This is a genomic window from Bordetella flabilis (assembly GCF_001676725.1).
Taxonomy (GTDB): Bacteria; Pseudomonadota; Gammaproteobacteria; order Burkholderiales; family Burkholderiaceae_B; genus Bordetella_C; species Bordetella_C flabilis.
In genome coordinates this window covers 4,232,959-4,250,045 of the sequence record NZ_CP016172.1, presented here as the reverse complement: position 1 = coordinate 4,250,045, position 17,087 = coordinate 4,232,959, and the positions used below count along the sequence as shown (strand labels likewise).

The window sequence follows — 17,087 nt, the reverse complement described above, 5'->3', positions numbered from 1 at the left end:
GGAACGGCAAGAATCGATCCGTTCGCGGAAACCGTGGATACACGTTCGCCGGACGCCCAAAAAAACCAACATCTCGAGCAAAAAAAAACGCGCCTACCTTTACCCCGAACGCGCAGGAAACAGCAATGTGAACCGCGTCACACCACCTTCGCTCGTCGCCCGCCACGTCCCGCGATGCAGCGACATGATGCTGCGGACTATCGACAACCCCAAGCCACTGGATTCGGACGACCGATGCCGTGACGGATCCGCGCGATAAAAACGGTCGAACAATCTTTCCAACTGGGTCGGCGCGATGGTAGGCCCGCGGTTTTCCACGTACAGCGTCGTGCCGTCCGGTCCCTGCTCGGCAACCGTCAGCACTTCGGAATCCGCCTCGGCATACCGCACGGCATTCGCCAGCAGATTCGCCAACGCACGCCGCAGCAGCAGCGGGTCCGCATACACCGTCCCGGTCCCCTGGAACGTCAACCGGATACCGCGTTCGTCCGCCGGGCCTTCGAAATACTCCGCCATGCGTTCGAACTCGTCATCCAGCGGCAGCAGCTTGCGTTCGATCGCATGGTCGGCGTGTTCCGCGCGGGCCAGGAACAGCATGTTGTCGATCATCTTCGACAGCCGCTGCAACTCCTCGAAATTCGACCCCAGCAAGCGCTGGTAGTAGGCCATGTCACGTCGCTGGCTCAGGCCGACTTCCGTCTGTCCCAACAGGTTCCCGATCGGTGTGCGCAAATCGTGCGCCATATCGGCCGACACCTGGCTCAACTGCGTGAAGCCCCGCTCCAGGCGGTCCAGCATGCCGTTCAGTGCGCGGATCACCGCTTCAAGTTCTCGCGGCGCGTCGCCGGCATCGATACGCGTGGCGAGGCTGCCGATGCCGATCGACGACGTCTGCTCGGCCAGCCGGCGCAATGGTCGCATGCCGCGCCTGGCCAGGCCGTAGGCGATCAGCGCGGCCAGCACGGCGGCTCCCGATGCGAACAACAGGATCTGGTTGCGATAGTCGCGCAGCAAGCGCGTCCGCTCGGTCATCAGCCGGCCCGAAATGATCTGCAGCTCGCGCCCGGCGTCGGCAGCCTGCGCGTTGGCGGCGACGAAGATGAAGGGAGTCCCGTTGCTTTCCGTCTTGTGATGCACCGCGTCGAGCGACAGCGGCGTGGTGGTGGGTACCGGCGTCACCTCCGGTACGGCGGCGCGCCCGGGGTTGACCTCGATCAGGGGCGCTTCGCCCGGGAAACGCAGCACCAGCAGCGACTCGGTATTGCCCAGCATGTTGGCGAACAGGTGCGGCTTCTCGTTGATGAGGTTGCGCACGTCCACGTCCTGCATCAATGTCCGGATCTGGTCCACCCGCGTGACCAGCGCGGCGTCATCGCGCACCATCAATTGCGCTTCCAGGTTGCGGTACAGCACATAGCCGACGATGGCGAGCACGACGAATGCCAGCAGCGCGAACAGCAGCGCCAGGCGCGACGTCACGGAATGCGCACGCACGGCGCCGCGGCTCATGCCTCGTGCTCGCAGCGATAGCCCACGCCGTGCACGGTATGGATCAGGCGAGTCGGAAAGGGTTCGTCGATCTTCTGGCGCAGGCGCCGTACCGCGACGTCGACGACATTGCTATCGCTGTCGAAATTCATGTCCCAGACCCGTGATGCAATCAGCGACCGTGACAGCACCTGGCCCTGGTGCGTGACGAAAAACTGCAGCAGGTTGAATTCCTTGTTCGTCAGGGTGATGCGCGTTTCGCCCCGCACCACGCGACGCTTGGGAACGTCGATGCGCAGGTCCCCGACCGCCAGCATGTCTTCGGCGGGCTGTTGCTGGCCGCGCCGCAGGATGATGCGGATGCGGGCCAGCAATTCCGCGAACGAGAACGGCTTGACCAGATAATCGTCGGCACCCAGCTCCAGACCCTTGAGCCGGTCTTCCAGCGTGCCGCGCGCGCTAAGGAAAAGAACCGGGGTATTCATGCGGCCGGCCAGCTTCTTCATCACCGTCCAGCCGTCCATGTCCGGCATCATCACGTCGAGCAGGATCAGGTCATAGCGCAGCTCCTGCGCCATGTGCAATCCGTCGATGCCGTTGCCGGCCACGTCCACGACATAGCCGGACTCCGTCAGCCCGTTGTACAGATACTCGCCGGTTTTGGCTTCGTCTTCGATGACCAGGATTCTCATAGTGCTGTCCGTTATTGCCCATGCGGCATCGGGTATTGGCCATCGGCTGCCTGCGTCGGCGCCATATCCGGTCCAGGACCGCAGGAAGGCGCCGGTCATTCCGGCCAGGCGCCTTCCCGGGAACCAGGGCCGGGTTATTGCCCTGACTGCTGGGCGGCCTGCTCGATCAGGGCCGCGACTTCCTTGGGATGGGACTCATACACGGAGTGGCTGGCGCCGGGGATTTCCACCGTATGGCTATGCGCGCGCGCCGCATACATGCGTTCGAGATCCGGATTGATGATCTTGTCCGCCTTCGCAACCATATACCAGCTCGGCTTGTTCTTCCAGGCCGGGTCGGGGATCTGGGCGGTGAAAACTGCCGCCGAGGTCGGCATTTGCGCATGCGCCTCGAACTCGGCCTGGGCGCGCGGCAGGTCGGCGGCGAAGTCTGCCGGATAGTCGGCGGGGTTCAGGTACAGGAAGTTGTCAGGCGTCTTGACGACGGCCTTGGTGGAGTTCGGATATTTCTTGCCGTTGCTGGCTTCGGTCTCGCCGACGTCCAGCGCGTGGGCGGCGATGTAGACCAGGGATTTGACGTGATCGTCGTTGCCCGCTTCGGTGATGATGGCGCCGCCGTAGCTATGGCCGACCAGCACGCAGGGGCCGTCCAGTCCGTCCAGTACGCGGCGCGTCGCCGTGACATCCTCGGCGAAGGAGGTCAGCGGTTCCTGTACCAGCGTGACGTTGTAGCCGTCCTTGGTCAGGATGTCGTAGACGGGCCGCCATCCGGCGCCGCCGACGAAGGCGCCGTGGACCAGCACGACATTCTTGATGGGCGCGGCCAGGGCCGGGGCGGCGCCGGCGCCCAGCAGGGCAAGGGCGGTGACAGCCTGTACGGCCGTGGTGCGGAAAGAGGGAAGACGCATGACAACTCCTGGCTAAGGGGATCGGGTTAATTAATGATGGAAGTCCATCGCGATGCCAGTCTAAGAAGCCGCCGCCAACAGAAACGTGACCCAGCCATTACAAAAAAATGACGTCCGCGCTGTCCGGGACGGGCCGATGTCGCTAGCGCCGAGGCCGCTTGGTCTTGCCCTTGTCCTTCTCCATGGGTTCGAACAAGGCTTCCTTCCACATCCCGCGTTCACGGACACAGGGTTCGTCCGCCAGGTTGCGCAGAAATTCTTCCCATACTTCGCACAGCGCGCCATTGGGTTGCGGAAAGCGTTCCCGCAACTGTTCGGCCCGCAGCAGCATGGCGCGCATGCGCTTTATCTCGTGGAGCAAGGCCAGGATGTCCGCCCACACCGCCGTGTCCTGGTAGGAACAGGGGGCGCGTGTCGCCGAGGGTTCATAGCGCGCCCGGATCCGGGTCAAGGTTTCAGTGGGCAAGGGAGGTTTGAAGGCCATGGCGATACTGGATAAATGCTGGATGTATATCCAGTATATTCAAAGCCGGAAATGGGGCCGCGCAGGCGAGCCGCCCATGCCGCCAAGGCTGAGCAAGGCGCGAAGGTATCGGGCCTGAGCGGGGCCCAGGCCTGGCGCCATATCCCCTGCGCGGGCCTGCCTGGCGGCACCGCCCGCGGCCCCTGGGGACCTACCAGGCGACCGCTCGGCGCCTGCGCCGCCCGAGATCCTGCCCAACAGTGATAGCCAGGGTAAACCCTATATCAATAATATTGACGGATTGTATGACGAGAAGATAGTCTGTGCCTGGGTCCGGGTCGCCCGGACCGCACATCGCACACAAGGTAACTCAGATGACGCAACCCCAACGCATCGGCTTCATAGGTCTGGGCATGATGGGCGCCCCCATGGCAAGGTGCCTGGCCAATGCCGGCCACATGCTGTTTCTCTCCGATGCCGATCCGGCGCGTGCCGCGGGCTTGCAGACCGAATTGAACGCGGCGCCCCTGAGCGAGGATAACGCCGGCACGCTCGATGTCCTGATCACGATGCTGCCCAATTCCAAGATCGTTGAAAGCGTCCTGCTGGACGAGGCGGGCGGTGCTGGCTGGGCACACCGCCTGAAGCGCGGCGCCGTTGTCATCGACATGAGTTCATCCGAACCGGCCCGCTCGCGCACATTGGCGGGCACCTTGCGTGCCGCAGGCCTGTCATACCTTGATGCCCCCGTCTCCGGCGGCGTCAAGCGCGCTACGGACGGCACGCTGGCCATACTGGTGGGGGGGGACGCCGGCGTGCTGGAACGTTGTGCGCCGCTGCTGCGCGCGATGGGCAAGAGCGTCCTGCATATCGGCGAAGCCGGCGCGGGGCACGCCGCCAAGGCCCTGAACAACTATGTCTCGGCCGCCGGCCTCATGGCCACGGTCGAGGCCTTGCACGTTGCCGCCCGTTTCGGCATCGACCCGGCTGTCATGGCCGACGTGCTGAATGCATCGACGGGCCGCAGCAATACCTCCGAAAACAAGGTGAAGCAGTTCATGCTGAGCGGCAGCTATGCATCGGGCTTTGCCATGCAGCTGATGAACAAGGACCTGAAGATCGCCCGGGCGCTCGCGCGGGACATGGATTATCCCTTGCGCGTGGGCGACACCGTGACAGCAGTGTGGGACGAGGTATCGCAGCACGCCTCCCCCGCGACCGACCATACCGAGATGTATCGCATGCTCGCCGCCGCCGGCGACGCCGACGCCACGTCGCGCCGCGGCTGACAGATGCCTGGCAGCCGCGGTTTTTCGCGGCAAGCCCCGATTTCCCCGCTACATCCCCTCCGGGAATACGTCCCACGACGAGCCCGGCCGGCAAACCACGACAAGCGTCGACACAGACGCACACGGAGACCGCAATGAGCACCCCTTCCAGGACTTCTCTTTCGTCCCCTGCCGCCTTCGCCGGAGGCGCGCCGGCGCGGGACGTCGATACCGCCATCGAAGAGAAACGCCGCAATGCGATCAAAGGGGCTTTCTTCTCCGAATTCATAGACATGTTCGATATCTATCTGCCGGTGGTGGTGCTGGCGCCCGTGCTGTTTTATTTCCAGCCGCGCGACCTGGCTCCCGGAACGGCGACTATCCTGGCCTCGCTGGTGTTCATCACCACGCTGCTTGGCCGCCCCATCGGCGCACTGTTGTTCGGCATGGTGGCCGACCGTGTAGGTCGGCGCAAGGCCTCGATTTATTCGGTGTCCGGCTTCGGAGTGGTGACGCTGCTGATCGGCTTGCTGCCCGGCTACGAGCAGATCGGCATCGCGTCCTACCTGCTGCTGGTGCTGCTGCGCTTCGTCGACGGCATCTTCCTGGGCGGCGGTTATACCGGCGCGATGCCCCTGGCCATCGAGTACGCACGCAAGGACCAGCGCGGCTTCGTCGGCGGACTGATACTCGCGGGTTTTCCGGCGGCCTATGTGTGCATCAACCTGGTGGCCATGCTGATGTTCGCGCTGTTTCCGCTGGACGGCCCGCATTCGCCGTATGCGCAACTGGGATGGCGCATTCCGTTCGTGATAGGCGCGGTATTGGCCGGCGTGCTCGCCTGGTACTACGTGTACAAGGTCTCCGAGTCGGAAATCTGGCAGAGCGAAGTCAAGCGGGGCGGCGCGGCGCAGTCGCAAGCCGTGGAAAAGCTTCCTCTGATGGATCTGGTCCGCGGCAAGAGCGGGCGCAGCCTGCTGCAGGTGCTGCTGCTGATGACGGGCTTCTGGTTGACGCAGAACCTCATCACCATCTTCATGCCCACCGGCCTGCTGGTGCAGACCCTGCACCTGAGCGGCTTCCAGATGACGACGACGCTGCTTATCTGCTACGCCGTCCTCTTCTTTACGTACATCGGTTCGGGCATGCTGGGCCAGCGCATCGGGCGCCGCCGCTTCTTCGTCGTGGTCGGGCCGCTGATCGCCACGGTCGGCGCCTGGATCATGTATGTGCTGTCGACCGGGACGGGTATGTCGCTGCCGGTCATCGTGCTGCTGGTTTGCGTGCTGTCCGTGCTGGTGACATCACCCTGGGGCGTCATCGTGACCTACGTCAATGAACGGTTCGTCACCGATGTGCGCGCCACCGGCTTCGGGGTGGGATTCAGCCTGTCGGTGATCATCCCATCGTTTTATGCGTTCTATATGAACTGGCTGGGTCGCTTCATGCCGATGAGGGTGACGCCGGTGGTGCTGCTGATCATCGGCGGCTTGATCGGGATGCTGGGTGCCTTGATGGGGCCCGAGACCCGTGATGTGGATTTCTAAGGGAAGCATCATGCGCAAGGACAAAGTTGGTTTCATCGGTCTGGGCAATATGGGCGGCCGCATGACGCGTCGCCTGGTGGATGCCGGTATCCAGGTCATCGGCTACGATGCGGACGCCACGCGAGCCCAGGGCTGCGGCGCAACCCCCGCGGGCAGCATGCGCGAGGTGGTGGAGGCGGCGGACGTCGTCCTGATGTCCCTGCCCGACAGCCGCGTCGTCGAAGCGGTGGTGGAGGGCGAGGGCGGCGTGCTGGCGCATTGCCGCGCCGGCCAGGTGGTGATCGACATGAGCACGGCGGCCGCGAGTTCCACCATTCGGCTGCAGGGGCGTTTCAGGGACCGGGGGGCGTACTACGTAGATGCGGGGATATCCGGCGGCGCGGCCGCCGCGGAGAAGGGCGCGTTGACGTTGATGATCGGCGGCGACCCGGACATCGTCGAGGCCGTGCGCTGGGTATTCGCGCCCATCAGCACCAAGGCCTTGCGCATGGGCGACAGCGGCGCCGGCCACACGACCAAGCTGCTGAACAACTTCCTGAATGCCGTGAGCCTGGCCGCCACCGCCGAAGTCATGGTCGCGGGCAAGAAGGCCGGGCTGGACCTGCATCGCCTGCTGGAAGTCCTCAATAGCAGCAGCGGCGTGAACTTCGCCACACAGAACCGGTTTCCGCGCATCGTCGACGGCGACTATCTGGAGGGCGGGCTGACCAGCAAGCTGATGACCAAGGATGTCGTCCTGTATGTGGACCTGGTACGCGAGCTGGGCGTGTCATCGCTGAACGCCGCCGGTCCATTGTCCTGCTTCGGACTGGCGACGGCGCTGGGCTATGGCGACCAGATCAGCAACCGGGTGGTGGATGCGATAGGCGACGTGTCGGGCGGCGTTCGCCTGAAGGATGGCCAGCGGGACCAGGCGCGATGAACCAAGGGCAGGGAGACAGGAACATGGAACTGACCGAACAGCAACGCAGCCTGAAGGACGCGTTCGTGCGCCTGCGCGGAAGCTGGAGCGAGGAATGGGAGAGCATCCTGCGGCTCGATCCCGGCTTCTTCGAAGCGTATCTGAACCTCGCCGCGGTGCCCTGGAAGAAGAACCACCTGGAAGACAAGGTCAAGGAATTCATACACATCGCGGCCGATGCGGCGGCGACGCATCTCTACCGGCCCGGCATCAAGGACCATATCGAGGCCGCCATCCGCCATGGCGCGACCCGTGAAGAACTGATGGAAGTCATCGAGCTGACCAGCACCCTGGGCATCCACGCCGCCAACCAGGGCGTGCCGGTCTTGCTGGAGGTCCTGCAGGAAGAGGGCCTGCGCAGCGGGCCGGCGGCGCTGGACCCGCAACGCGAACAGCTCAAGCGCGACTTCCGCAAGAACCGCGGCTATTGGCATGAGACTTTCGACGGCCTGTTGGAGCTGGATCCGGAATTCTTCCAGGCTTACCTGGATTTCTCTTCGGTGCCCTGGCGCACCGGCGTGCTGCCGCCGAAGGTGAAGGAATTGATCTATTGCGCCTTCGATGCCTCGGCTACGCACCTTTACCTGCCGGGGCTGAAGCTGCATATGCGCAACGCCATCGGCTACGGTGCGACGGCGTACGAGATCATGGAAGTCCTGGAAATCGTCAGCCCGCTCGGCATCCATGGCGCGGCGGTCGCCGCCCCCATCCTGGAAGCGGCGTGGGCCGCGCGCCCGCGCTAGCGCGCGCCGCCACGGCCCATGCTCATTCGCGGGGCGGCACGTGCAGCACGGCGACCTGGCCGGCCAGCTCGGGCCGCGGCGGCGGATACCGCAGCAGTACCTGGGGATCATGCCCGGGGACGATATGCGCGTGCGTGTCGGCCAGGGCGTCCAGCCTGCGGTGGCCCTCCAGCATTTCGCCTACGTTGAACACCGCGGGAAAGGGCCTGCCTTCTTCCATGTTCCGGTAGTAATGCGTCGCGTCGGAGGCCAGCACGACCCAGCCGCGCGCGGTATGCACGCGCACCACCTGCAGTCCCTGGGTATGGCCGCCGACGCGATGCACCGTGATGCCGGGGGCGATTTCGGCGTCGCCGTCATGGAAATGCACCCGCCCGCGATAGACCTGCTCGACCATCTGGAGCACGTCGCGCAGGTTGAAGCTTTCGGCAATGCAGCGGTGCGTCATGTAGCGGCCGGTGGCGAATTCCATCTCGCGGTCCTGCAGGTGGAAGATCGCATTGGGGTAGGCCGCCAGGTTGCCGACGTGATCGTAGTGCATGTGGGTGACGATCAGTTCGCGCACGGAATCCACATCGACGTCCATCAGCTTCATGGCGTCGCGCATGGGATGGATGAGCTTGCGGCCGCGCGCGCGCGCCTCGTCGGCATCGAAGCCGGCGTCGACCACCCAGACGCGCGAGGCGTCGCGGATGAGCCATACGAAGTAGTCCATCGGCATGGGGCCGTTGTGCGGGTCGCCCCCCAGGAAATTGGCGCTGGCCGTGCGCTGGTGCTCGCCGTACTTGATGGCGAAGACTTCGTAATTGGGAAGCATGGCGGGTCTCCTGGTCCGGATGTCGGGATCGTGCGCCAGCATGCGGCAGCGCGAGGCGCGCTCCGCGTCCGCGCGCGGGGGTCTGGCGCATCATAGGTGTCGTAACACAGTCAGTCAATAAGACAATCGTCAAGCCGGCTTGCCGGGGGTATGATGCATCGCGCCCGGCCGCGCGCCTGCCCAGGCGCGCGGCCGGGCGGGGGCGTCCACACTGCGGCGCCCGCGCTAGGCGGAATGACCAACCGGGCGTTCCGGATCGATGGAGATGAACCGATGATTGTGGAAATGCGTGTGTATCACTGCGCCCCCGGCCGGTTGCCGGCCCTGAACGAGCGTTTCAGCACCATAACGCTGGGGTTCTTCAAGAAGTACGGCATCGAGCAGATCGGCTTCTGGACCACGGTGGCGGGTCCCAGCAACCAGGCGCTGACCTATCTGCTGAAGTGGGAAAGCCTGGCCGAGCGCGAGCAGAAGTGGAACGCATTCCAGGCCGATCCGGAATGGATCCGCCAGCGCAACGCGACCGAGGCCGAGAAGATCATCGTCGAGCGGGTGGAGAACCAGTTCCTGGCGCCGACCGCGTACTCTGCCCTGCGCTGACGCCGCCGGTCCCCGCGTATATCGAATGTCCGTCCCGCCGTCCGTCCCATCCTTTCCGGCCGGGCGGCGCGGTCACCCTGCGTAGCACTCGCCACCCCCAGGACGGCCGGACGCCCGAAAGCTCGCGTGTCTGCGCTGGCTGGGTACGCGGCTTGCTGCCCGAACTATTCCGTTCGGGAGAAGCAAGATGGAAACAGGTCGCGAAGGGCGCATGGTCATGCATGGTGGGAGTCTTTACCATTTCCGAACCCTGGAGCAGGCGGCAGGCTTCTTTCGCGGCCTGCAGGAAGGCAAAAGTATCGAATCGTGCCGCCAACGCTGGCGTCCCAGTATGGTCCGCGTGGCGGTGGGCGCGGCGCCCCGGCAGGGCGATCGTCCGCCACGGCCCGATGCGTCTTGCTGATCCAGGCAGGCAGAAACTACATGGCGCGCGCCCTGCCGTAGCTTGGGGGCGGGGCGCAACGCCGCCGCTGTGGCGCTGTCCGCATCACCCCCTGTCGCGTATCGCCGCAAGCCTGGAAGGCCAGGCCGCTACCGTGGCGTGTCGCTCTGGCGTTCCAGCACGGTGGTGTAGCTGAAGCGGTCCGCCGGGTGCAGGCTGACCGCCACCTCGAACAGGCTGCCCGACTGGTCGTAGTACTGACGGACGAACTCCAGTGCATGGGCGTCCGGTTCGGTCCCCAGGACGGCCGCGAGTTTGGCGGGCACGCCCACCGCCCGCACCGTCTGGCGCACTTCCTTCACCACCCGCCCGGTCGCCTGGCAGATGAGATCGCACACCAGCGCCTGCTGGGTATCGAGGGCGCGGCGTATCCGGGTGCCTTCTTCGTGCGGCACATACAAGTGCGACCACGCCAGCGGATAGTCGGGGGACAGCGGATTCATGCGCGAGGTCTGGATATGCATCCACCGGGCGCCTGGCGGCAGCCCCAGTTGCGCCGCCAGCGCCACGTCGACCACGATGGTGCGGGCGCTGTGGACCACTCTTTTCGTATCGGCCCCGTACTGGACCAGTTCTTCCACGGTGGAAATGGTTGGCCCGTATTCCGTGGCGCGCGGCGTCGCGGCTTCCACCCGCGTGCCGGCGCGCTTGCGCCGCGAGATCAGGCCCAGGCCCTGGATGTGGTCCAGAGCTACCCGCACAGTCCCGCGACTGACCCCATACTTGGCCGCCAGTTCCATCTCGGCGGGCAGGATGCCGCCCACGGGATAGACGCCGGAAGCGATGTCTTTGATAAGGGTCTTGGTCAGCTCAGCGTAGCGCGGCTCCATCGGATGGGGCGGCCTTCTCGGGGAAATTCGACCGGGCATTGTATATCGCGAACTTGTGCACGGACCCGCCTTGCGCGTCCAGCGCGACGGTGACCGGCATATCCCGCACCTCGAACTCGTAGATGGCTTCCATGCCAAGATCCTCGAAGGCAAGCACGCGGGCCGCGCGGATCGCCTGGGAGACCAGGTAGGCCGCGCCACCGACCGCGATCAGGTAGGCGCCGCCCGCCCGGGTGATGGCCTGTGCGGCCTGCGGGCCACGTTCCGCCTTGCCTATCGTGACCAGCAGGCCGGTACGCGCCATGAGCGCGGGCATGAACTTGTCCATGCGGTTGGCAGTCGTGGGACCAGCGGGCCCGACGGCCTCGCCGGCCACGGGATCGACCGGGCCGACGTAATAGATGGCGCGATTGCGCAGCTCCACGGGCAAAGGTTCGCCGCGTTCGAGCATATCGGCGAGGCGCTTGTGCGCCGCGTCGCGGGCGGTCAGCAAGGTGCCCGACAAGAGCAGCGTTTCACCCGCGCGCCATTGCGCCACGTCCTCGCGCGTCAGTGTGTCGAGGTCGACGCGCCGGCCCTCATCCAGCGGCAGCGCGTCGGGCAGGCCGGCCCACAGACCGGGATCCGGCGGCGTCAGCCGCGCCGGGCCAGAGCCGTCCAGCTCGAAGCTCACGAACCGGGTCGCCGCGCAGTTCGGCACCAGCGCCACGGCCTGCAGTGCCGCATGGGTCGGCGCTTCCGCGACCTTGACGTCCAGGACGGTAAGGTCGCCCCCCAGGCCCTGCGCCCCGATGCCCAATGCATTGATGCGTTCGTAGAGCTCCAGGCGCAGGGCTTCGGCCGGTGTCGACGCGCCGCGGGCACGAAGCACATCGATATCGATCGGCGCGAACAGCGCCCGCTTGGCGATGAACATGGCCTGTTCCGGACTGCCGCCCACGCCTATGCCCAGGCTGCCTGGCGGGCACCAGCCCGCGCCCATGCCCGGCAATTGGCTGACGACCCAGTCGGCGACCGAGTCGCTCGCGTTGAGCATGGCGTAGCGCGCCTTGACGTCGCCGCCGCCGCCCTTGGCGGCGACGGTCAGGTGCAGGCCGTCCCCTTCGACCATCTCGACGTGCAGGATGGCGGGTGTGTTGTCGCGGGTATTGATGCGCGCGCCCAGGGGCTCGCGGATGACTGAAGCGCGCAGCGGATTCTCCGGCCAGTTGTACGCGCGCGCCACGGCCTGGTTGGCCAGCGCCTGCAGGCTGGGTGTCGGGCCGTCGCCTTGCGCAAGCACTCGCGCGTCCATGCCCAGCCGCGCGTAGACGTGCACGATGCCGGTGTCCTGGCAAAGCGGCCGCCGCGCCCGCGCGCTCAGCCGGCTGTTGATAAGCAGCTGCAGCATCGCATTGCGCGCCGCGGGCTGCGTTTCGGCATCGTAGGCGCGGCGCAGCGCCCGCACGAAATCCGCGGGATGGTAGTAGCTGACGAATTGCAGCGCATCCGCGATGCTGGTGACGATGTCTTCGGCGTGTATGGTGCGCATGGGAATCCGTCGCGGGACTGGCCGGCCGGCTACTGCCGCGGAATGTTGGCCTGCTTGATGACTTCGGCCCAGCGCTTGACCTCTTCGGCCGTGAAGGCCTGGAAGGCGGCTGGCGCGTACTGGGCGGGGTCGAGCAGTTGGATGCCCTGTTCGCTCATCTTGCCCGTGAACGCATTATCCTTCAACGCGTGTTGCCACGCGGCGTACATCGTCTCGATGACCTTGGGCGGTGTGCCCTTGGGCGCGTACAGGCCATACCAGGTGGATGCCTCGAAGCCAGGCACCGCCCCTTCTGTCATCGTCGGTACGCCGGGGAATTGATCCATGCGCGTGGCCGAAGTCAAAGCGAGCGCGCGCACCTTGTCACCGCGCGTCTGCGGCAGCGCGGTGTTGGTCTGGTCGAACATCGCGTCGACCTGCCCGCCCATGAGGTCGTTCATCGCGGGGCCTGCGCCCTTGTAGGCGATGGGCGTGATCTGGATTCCCGCCTTGCCGGCGAACATGGCCGCGACGAGGTGCGACGTGGAGCCGACGCCGGCGTTGCCGAAGTTCAGCTTGCCGGGGTTGCCGCGGGCGTAGTCCACCAGCGTCTTCACGTCTTTGTAGGGCGAGCTGGCGCCGACCAGCAGTACCAGCGGTGTATCGGGAAAACGGAAGACCGCGTTGAAGTCTTTCACCGGGTCGTACTGCAGGCGTTCGTAAAGCGAGGGCGCGGCAGCCATGTAGCCCACGTGGCCCACCAGGAAGGTGTAGCCGTCCGGCGCCGATTTCGCCGCCTTCGCCGCGCCGATCGTGCCACCCGCGCCGGCGACGTTCTCGATAAGGATGGTCTGCTTCAGCTCCTGTCCCACACGGTTGGCGACGTTGCGCGCCATGGCGTCGGTCGGGCCGCCCGCGGCAAAAGGCACTATCCACGTAATGGCACGGGAAGGATACTCATCGGCGGCGACAGCGCTGGTGCCGACCGTCGCGCCCAACACGAGCGCCGCTGCGAGAATACGGGATTTCATTGCTCCTCCATGGTTTTATATGTACATATGAAATTAAATGTCTGTACATATTAGGAGGGCCGGACCGCACTGTCAATATCGCGGGCGAGGCATGTCCCTTGCTATGCCGCCATGAGCGCCGACCGGCGCATCGCCTTCATCGCCTTTACGCACGGAGGAACACCATGGACCAGCAGAAGGATCGCAACGGGCCCCGCCAGGACGGTATGTCGGCCCCCGATATCGAAAAGCAGGAGCGCGCCATGCCGGCGTCATCGTCTCCATCGAAAGAAGGGCCGCTGCGCCATCGCGCCACTCGGATGGACGGCAATCCCGGTCCCGTGCCCAGCGACGACAGCCCCACGGGCTTGAAGCCGCGCGACGATACGCCCGGGATTCTCGAGCGCAAGGAAGGTCCCAAGCCCTAGCCTGGGCGCAGCCCCCTAGTTCTGCGCGACCAATACCGGCTGGTCGCGGTAGGCCTGGGGAAACAGGCGCTGCAGATTGGCCACCTTGGGCAGATCGTTGTAGACGATGTAGGGATGGCGCGGGTTGTTCACCAGGAAATTCTGGTGATAGGCCTCGGCCGGGTAGAAGCCTTTCAAGTCTTCCAGCGTGGTCACGATGGGCTTGCCATATACGGCGGCCTGCTGCAATTGGGCGATATAGGCTTGTGCCACCTGCCGCTGCATGGGGTTCGCGACGAACAGCGTCGAACGGTACTGCGTCCCGGTATCCGGCCCCTGGCGGTTCAACTGCGTCGGGTCGTGCGCCACGGAAAAATAGATCTGCAACAGCTTGCCATAGCTGATCTGGCGCGGGTCGTAGGTGACTTGCACCGACTCCGCATGGCCCGTGCGGCCGCTGCCGACCTGCTCATAGTGCGCCGTGCCGGCCGCGCCCCCGGCGTAGCCGGACAGCGCCTGCGTGACGCCGCGTACATGCTGGAACACACCCTGCACACCCCAGAAACAGCCTCCGGCGAAGACGGCGGTTTCGGTGGTGGCGGTGGCGGGCGGTTCGTCGATCGCGGGCGCCGGAATGTCGACGGCGTCCTCGGCGGCCGAGGCGGGCGCCTGGAGGGCCAGTACGGCGGCGAGCGCGAGCGTCGCGCCGGCGGCCAGGGCGATGAAGGGCCATTTGCGATGGGCCTGGACGGATAGGGACATGATGACTCCTGGTGCGGTACTGCCGCACGGCGCGGCGCGGGCGGAGGGGCGCCCGGCCCGGGCCAGGCCGGAGGCGGGCGCCGCTCTCTCAGTGCATTGTCACGCGGCCCGCGTCCCGGCGTCTTCACGAAAACTTAAATAAACCGTGATACTGAGCAGCACCGTGGCGCGGGCCTGGCGCGCCGGGTGAAAATACCGGCGCGCCGTGCCGGCGCCGCTTTCGTTTCCTGTCCGATAAAGCCCATGACATCGCCCAAACGCATCCTGATTGTCGAAGACGATGCCGATATCGCCGACCTGTTGCGCCTGCATCTGCGCGACGAAGGCTACGAGGTCGTCCACGCCGCCGAAGGCGATGGCGGCCTGCGCCTGCTCGAGGCCGGCGGCTGGGATCTGCTGGTACTGGACCTCATGCTGCCGGGTGTCGACGGCCTGGAGATATGCCGCCGGGCGCGCGCGATGACGCGCTATACCCCCATCGTCATCACCAGCGCGCGCTCCAGCGAAGTGCACCGCATCATCGGCCTGGAGCTGGGCGCGGACGATTACCTGGCGAAGCCGTTTTCCATGCTTGAGCTGGTGGCGCGCGTGAAGGCGCTGCTGCGCCGGGTGGACGCGCTGGCGCGCGACGCCAGGATGGATGGTGGTGTCCTGCAACTGGCCGGTCTGCGCATCGACCCGCTGTCGCGCGAGGCGTCCGTCGACGGCAAGCCCGTGGACCTGACGCCGCGCGAGTTCGACCTGCTCTACTTCTTTGCGCGCCATCCCGGCAAGGTGTTCTCCCGCATGGATTTGCTGAACCAGGTGTGGGGCTATCAGCACGATGGCTACGAGCACACCGTCAACACCCATATCAACCGCCTGCGTCTGAAGGTCGAGGCCGATCCCACGGAGCCGCGCCGCATCCTTACCGTCTGGGGACGCGGCTATCGATTCGCCAGCCCCGATGTGGACGACGGGGCATGATTCTTCACAGGATGTACCCATGAGACTTCTGAGCCTGTCGCAGCGACTGTCGCTCGTGTTCGCCTTGTTGCTGCTGGCGTGCAGCGGCGCCTCGGCGTGGCTGCAGATCAATGCCAACCGCCTGCGCGAAGAAGAGACCGTACAGCGCCTTTCGAGCGGCCTGGCGCAGCATATTGCCGACAGCGCGCCGCTCATGGATGCCGGTGGCCTGCGGCCGGAGGCGGTACGCGAGCTCTTCGACAAACTGATGGCTGTCAATCCCAGCGTCGAGGTCTATCTTCTGGCGCCGGACGGACGCATCATCGGCGACGCCGCGCCCAGCGGGCACATCAAGCGTGACCGGGTCGATATCGCGCCGGTCCGGCGCCTGCTCGCGGGCGCACCCATGCCGATTTTCGGCGACGACCCGCGCAGCGATTCCGGCCGCAAGGTGTTCAATGCCGCGCCGCTGAAGGTCGAGGGGCAGGAGCGCGGCTACGTCTACGTGGTGCTGCAGGGCGAGGCGCGCGATGCGCTGGCCGCCAATCTGGCCGCCAATGCCGTCATGCGCACGACGCTATGGTCCATGGCGCTGGTCGCGCTGTCCTGCCTGATCGCGGGCCTGGTGGCGTTCGCCCTCATCACGCGACCCTTGCGTCGCCTGACGGCTATCGTGCGGACCTTCGACGGCAACGAGGGCGCGGCCACCGCCACCTTGCAGGCGGCGCCGATGGCGGCCATGCCTCCACCCGGTGGCGACGAAATCGGCGTGCTGGAGCAGGCCTTCCGCCAAATGGCGGCGCGCATCGCCGAGCAGTGGCGTGAGCTCAACCGGCAGGACCAGCAGCGCCGTGAACTGGTTGCCAATATTTCGCACGATCTGCGTACGCCGCTGACGTCCATGCACGGCTATCTGGAGACCCTGCTGGTCAAGGCCGACACGCTCGACAGCGACGAGCGTCGCCGCTACCTCGAGATTGCGCTTGGCCAAAGCCGCAAGGTAGGCCGCCTGGCTCAATCGCTGTTCGAACTGGCCCGGCTGGAGTCGGGATTGATCCAACCGGACAGGGAGATATTCGTACTACCCGATCTGGTTCAGGACGTCTTCCAGAAGTTCGAACTGGCGGCCGAGGCGCGCGGCGTCCAACTCTCGGCCCATTTCGATCGAGATCTGCCGGCGGTGGAGGCGGACGTCGGGATGATCGAGCGCGTGCTGACCAATTTGCTCGACAACGCCATTCGCCATAGTCCTCCCGGAGGAACGGTTGATGTCCGCATGGCCTCGGCGGGCGGCCTCGTCATGGTCACCATCGCGGACGACGGGCCGGGCATTCCCGAGCCTTTGCAGGCCGGCCTCTTCACCCGGGCCTCCGTTTGGCGCGCCGACCGCGCACAGACGGGCGGCCTGGGCCTGCTCACCGTGCACCGCATCCTGGCCCTGCACGCCTGTGCCATCCGCCTGGTCGCTGGCGTCCGGCGCGGCGCTGCCTTCGAGTTCGACCTTCCGGTGGCCCAAGCGGCCTCCCCCGATGAGCAGGGACGGGGCCGGCCCGGGGCGCCGGCTCCCGCGCTCGACTAGCCTGTCCATCCATAGATGTAGCCCCGTGCTTTCGACCTAATGTGCTCGCAGCGGTGATCGCTCGTCCGTCCTAGGATGAACGCCTTCTGGAGCTCACGCATTACTGCGCGCACTA

Annotated in this window: 17 protein-coding genes; 8 read left to right on the top strand and 9 right to left on the bottom strand. The window is 65.7% G+C overall.

Going from position 1 to position 17,087, the window contains the following annotated elements:
- Positions 1–99: 99 nt before the first annotated feature.
- The 4 genes from BAU07_RS18730 to BAU07_RS18715 all read right to left on the bottom strand — a co-directional run bounded on the left by BAU07_RS18730 (position 100) and on the right by BAU07_RS18715 (position 3,572).
- Positions 100–1,509: a heavy metal sensor histidine kinase gene (locus BAU07_RS18730; protein WP_066660775.1), complete on the bottom strand. Its 1,410-nt coding sequence runs from the start codon at positions 1,507–1,509 to the stop codon at positions 100–102.
- Complete coding sequence (locus BAU07_RS18725; RefSeq protein ID WP_066660772.1) at positions 1,506–2,180, bottom strand: heavy metal response regulator transcription factor; 675 nt, start codon at positions 2,178–2,180, stop codon at positions 1,506–1,508. The genes BAU07_RS18730 and BAU07_RS18725 overlap by 4 nt, the downstream gene beginning before the upstream one ends.
- A gap of 134 nt (positions 2,181–2,314) precedes the next feature.
- Complete coding sequence (locus tag BAU07_RS18720) at positions 2,315–3,088, bottom strand: alpha/beta fold hydrolase (protein WP_066660769.1); 774 nt, start codon at positions 3,086–3,088, stop codon at positions 2,315–2,317.
- Positions 3,089–3,230: 142 nt separating this feature from the next.
- Positions 3,231–3,572 (bottom strand): hypothetical protein, encoded by a 342-nt coding sequence (locus BAU07_RS18715; protein ID WP_066660766.1) that lies wholly within the window; start codon positions 3,570–3,572, stop codon positions 3,231–3,233.
- A 353-nt stretch (positions 3,573–3,925) separates the two neighbouring features.
- Here BAU07_RS18715 and BAU07_RS18710 point away from each other — a divergent pair, with 353 nt between their 5' ends.
- The 4 genes from BAU07_RS18710 (at position 3,926) to BAU07_RS18695 (ending at position 8,070) form a co-directional block, all read left to right on the top strand.
- The gene (locus BAU07_RS18710; protein ID WP_066660763.1) at positions 3,926–4,840 is read left to right on the top strand and encodes an NAD(P)-dependent oxidoreductase; all 915 of its coding nucleotides are present in this window, start codon (positions 3,926–3,928) and stop codon (positions 4,838–4,840) included.
- A 134-nt stretch (positions 4,841–4,974) separates the two neighbouring features.
- Entirely contained in the window at positions 4,975–6,366 is a 1,392-nt protein-coding gene (locus tag BAU07_RS18705) for an MFS transporter (RefSeq protein ID WP_084025861.1), read from the top strand.
- Between the two features lie 10 nt (positions 6,367–6,376).
- Entirely contained in the window at positions 6,377–7,288 is a 912-nt protein-coding gene (locus BAU07_RS18700; protein WP_066660760.1) for an NAD(P)-dependent oxidoreductase, read from the top strand.
- A 23-nt stretch (positions 7,289–7,311) separates the two neighbouring features.
- Positions 7,312–8,070, top strand: a complete 759-nt coding sequence (locus BAU07_RS18695; protein WP_084025860.1) for a carboxymuconolactone decarboxylase family protein — start codon at positions 7,312–7,314, stop codon at positions 8,068–8,070.
- A 22-nt stretch (positions 8,071–8,092) separates the two neighbouring features.
- On the opposite strand, the gene BAU07_RS18690 is transcribed toward BAU07_RS18695, so the two are convergent.
- The gene (locus tag BAU07_RS18690; protein WP_066660755.1) at positions 8,093–8,887 is read right to left on the bottom strand and encodes an N-acyl homoserine lactonase family protein; all 795 of its coding nucleotides are present in this window, start codon (positions 8,885–8,887) and stop codon (positions 8,093–8,095) included.
- A 273-nt stretch (positions 8,888–9,160) separates the two neighbouring features.
- Between BAU07_RS18690 and BAU07_RS18685 the strand changes: the two genes are divergently transcribed.
- Positions 9,161–9,487 carry an NIPSNAP family protein gene (locus BAU07_RS18685; protein WP_066660752.1) on the top strand — a complete coding sequence of 109 codons (327 nt, stop codon included), beginning with the start codon at positions 9,161–9,163 and terminating at the stop codon, positions 9,485–9,487.
- 531 nt (positions 9,488–10,018) lie between these two features.
- Here BAU07_RS18685 and BAU07_RS18675 read toward each other — a convergent pair.
- Genes BAU07_RS18675 through BAU07_RS18665 form a run of 3 tightly spaced genes read right to left on the bottom strand, consistent with a single transcriptional unit; the run spans position 10,019 to position 13,300 of the window.
- Positions 10,019–10,759, bottom strand: a complete 741-nt coding sequence (locus BAU07_RS18675; RefSeq protein WP_066660737.1) for a GntR family transcriptional regulator — start codon at positions 10,757–10,759, stop codon at positions 10,019–10,021.
- Entirely contained in the window at positions 10,740–12,290 is a 1,551-nt protein-coding gene (locus BAU07_RS18670; RefSeq protein ID WP_066660733.1) for a fumarate hydratase, read from the bottom strand. The genes BAU07_RS18675 and BAU07_RS18670 overlap by 20 nt, the downstream gene beginning before the upstream one ends.
- Positions 12,291–12,319: 29 nt before the next feature.
- Positions 12,320–13,300, bottom strand: coding sequence for a Bug family tripartite tricarboxylate transporter substrate binding protein (locus tag BAU07_RS18665; protein ID WP_066660732.1), 981 nt, complete (start codon positions 13,298–13,300; stop codon positions 12,320–12,322).
- 164 nt (positions 13,301–13,464) lie between these two features.
- Here BAU07_RS18665 and BAU07_RS18660 point away from each other — a divergent pair, with 164 nt between their 5' ends.
- Positions 13,465–13,707 carry a hypothetical protein gene (locus BAU07_RS18660; RefSeq protein WP_066660730.1) on the top strand — a complete coding sequence of 81 codons (243 nt, stop codon included), beginning with the start codon at positions 13,465–13,467 and terminating at the stop codon, positions 13,705–13,707.
- Between the two features lie 15 nt (positions 13,708–13,722).
- Here BAU07_RS18660 and msrA read toward each other — a convergent pair whose 3' ends face one another.
- On the bottom strand, positions 13,723–14,448 hold the full coding sequence (gene msrA, locus BAU07_RS18655; RefSeq protein WP_066660727.1) for a peptide-methionine (S)-S-oxide reductase MsrA: 726 nt from the start codon (positions 14,446–14,448) through the stop codon (positions 13,723–13,725).
- A 243-nt stretch (positions 14,449–14,691) separates the two neighbouring features.
- On the opposite strand from msrA, the gene BAU07_RS18650 reads away from it, so the two are divergent.
- Together BAU07_RS18650 and BAU07_RS18645 are read left to right on the top strand one after the other, a co-directional pair.
- Positions 14,692–15,414 (top strand): response regulator transcription factor, encoded by a 723-nt coding sequence (locus tag BAU07_RS18650; RefSeq protein ID WP_084025859.1) that lies wholly within the window; start codon positions 14,692–14,694, stop codon positions 15,412–15,414.
- Between the two features lie 19 nt (positions 15,415–15,433).
- Positions 15,434–16,972, top strand: coding sequence for a sensor histidine kinase (locus tag BAU07_RS18645; RefSeq protein WP_066660718.1), 1,539 nt, complete (start codon positions 15,434–15,436; stop codon positions 16,970–16,972).
- The last annotated feature ends 115 nt before the right edge of the window (positions 16,973–17,087 follow it).

Coding starts and splice junctions, on each gene's coding strand:
- BAU07_RS18665 (WP_066660732.1), bottom strand. CDS start 13,300: ATGAAATCCCGTATTCTCGCAGCGGCGCTCGTGTTGGGCGCGACGGTC.
- BAU07_RS18700 (WP_066660760.1), top strand. CDS start 6,377: ATGCGCAAGGACAAAGTTGGTTTCATCGGTCTGGGCAATATGGGCGGC.
- BAU07_RS18670 (WP_066660733.1), bottom strand. CDS start 12,290: ATGCGCACCATACACGCCGAAGACATCGTCACCAGCATCGCGGATGCG.
- BAU07_RS18695 (WP_084025860.1), top strand. CDS start 7,312: ATGGAACTGACCGAACAGCAACGCAGCCTGAAGGACGCGTTCGTGCGC.
- BAU07_RS18685 (WP_066660752.1), top strand. CDS start 9,161: ATGATTGTGGAAATGCGTGTGTATCACTGCGCCCCCGGCCGGTTGCCG.
- BAU07_RS18690 (WP_066660755.1), bottom strand. CDS start 8,887: ATGCTTCCCAATTACGAAGTCTTCGCCATCAAGTACGGCGAGCACCAG.
- BAU07_RS18730 (WP_066660775.1), bottom strand. CDS start 1,509: ATGAGCCGCGGCGCCGTGCGTGCGCATTCCGTGACGTCGCGCCTGGCG.
- BAU07_RS18725 (WP_066660772.1), bottom strand. CDS start 2,180: ATGAGAATCCTGGTCATCGAAGACGAAGCCAAAACCGGCGAGTATCTG.
- BAU07_RS18720 (WP_066660769.1), bottom strand. CDS start 3,088: ATGCGTCTTCCCTCTTTCCGCACCACGGCCGTACAGGCTGTCACCGCC.
- BAU07_RS18660 (WP_066660730.1), top strand. CDS start 13,465: ATGGACCAGCAGAAGGATCGCAACGGGCCCCGCCAGGACGGTATGTCG.
- BAU07_RS18710 (WP_066660763.1), top strand. CDS start 3,926: ATGACGCAACCCCAACGCATCGGCTTCATAGGTCTGGGCATGATGGGC.
- BAU07_RS18650 (WP_084025859.1), top strand. CDS start 14,692: ATGACATCGCCCAAACGCATCCTGATTGTCGAAGACGATGCCGATATC.
- BAU07_RS18675 (WP_066660737.1), bottom strand. CDS start 10,759: ATGGAGCCGCGCTACGCTGAGCTGACCAAGACCCTTATCAAAGACATC.
- msrA (WP_066660727.1), bottom strand. CDS start 14,448: ATGTCCCTATCCGTCCAGGCCCATCGCAAATGGCCCTTCATCGCCCTG.
- BAU07_RS18715 (WP_066660766.1), bottom strand. CDS start 3,572: ATGGCCTTCAAACCTCCCTTGCCCACTGAAACCTTGACCCGGATCCGG.
- BAU07_RS18705 (WP_084025861.1), top strand. CDS start 4,975: ATGAGCACCCCTTCCAGGACTTCTCTTTCGTCCCCTGCCGCCTTCGCC.
- BAU07_RS18645 (WP_066660718.1), top strand. CDS start 15,434: ATGAGACTTCTGAGCCTGTCGCAGCGACTGTCGCTCGTGTTCGCCTTG.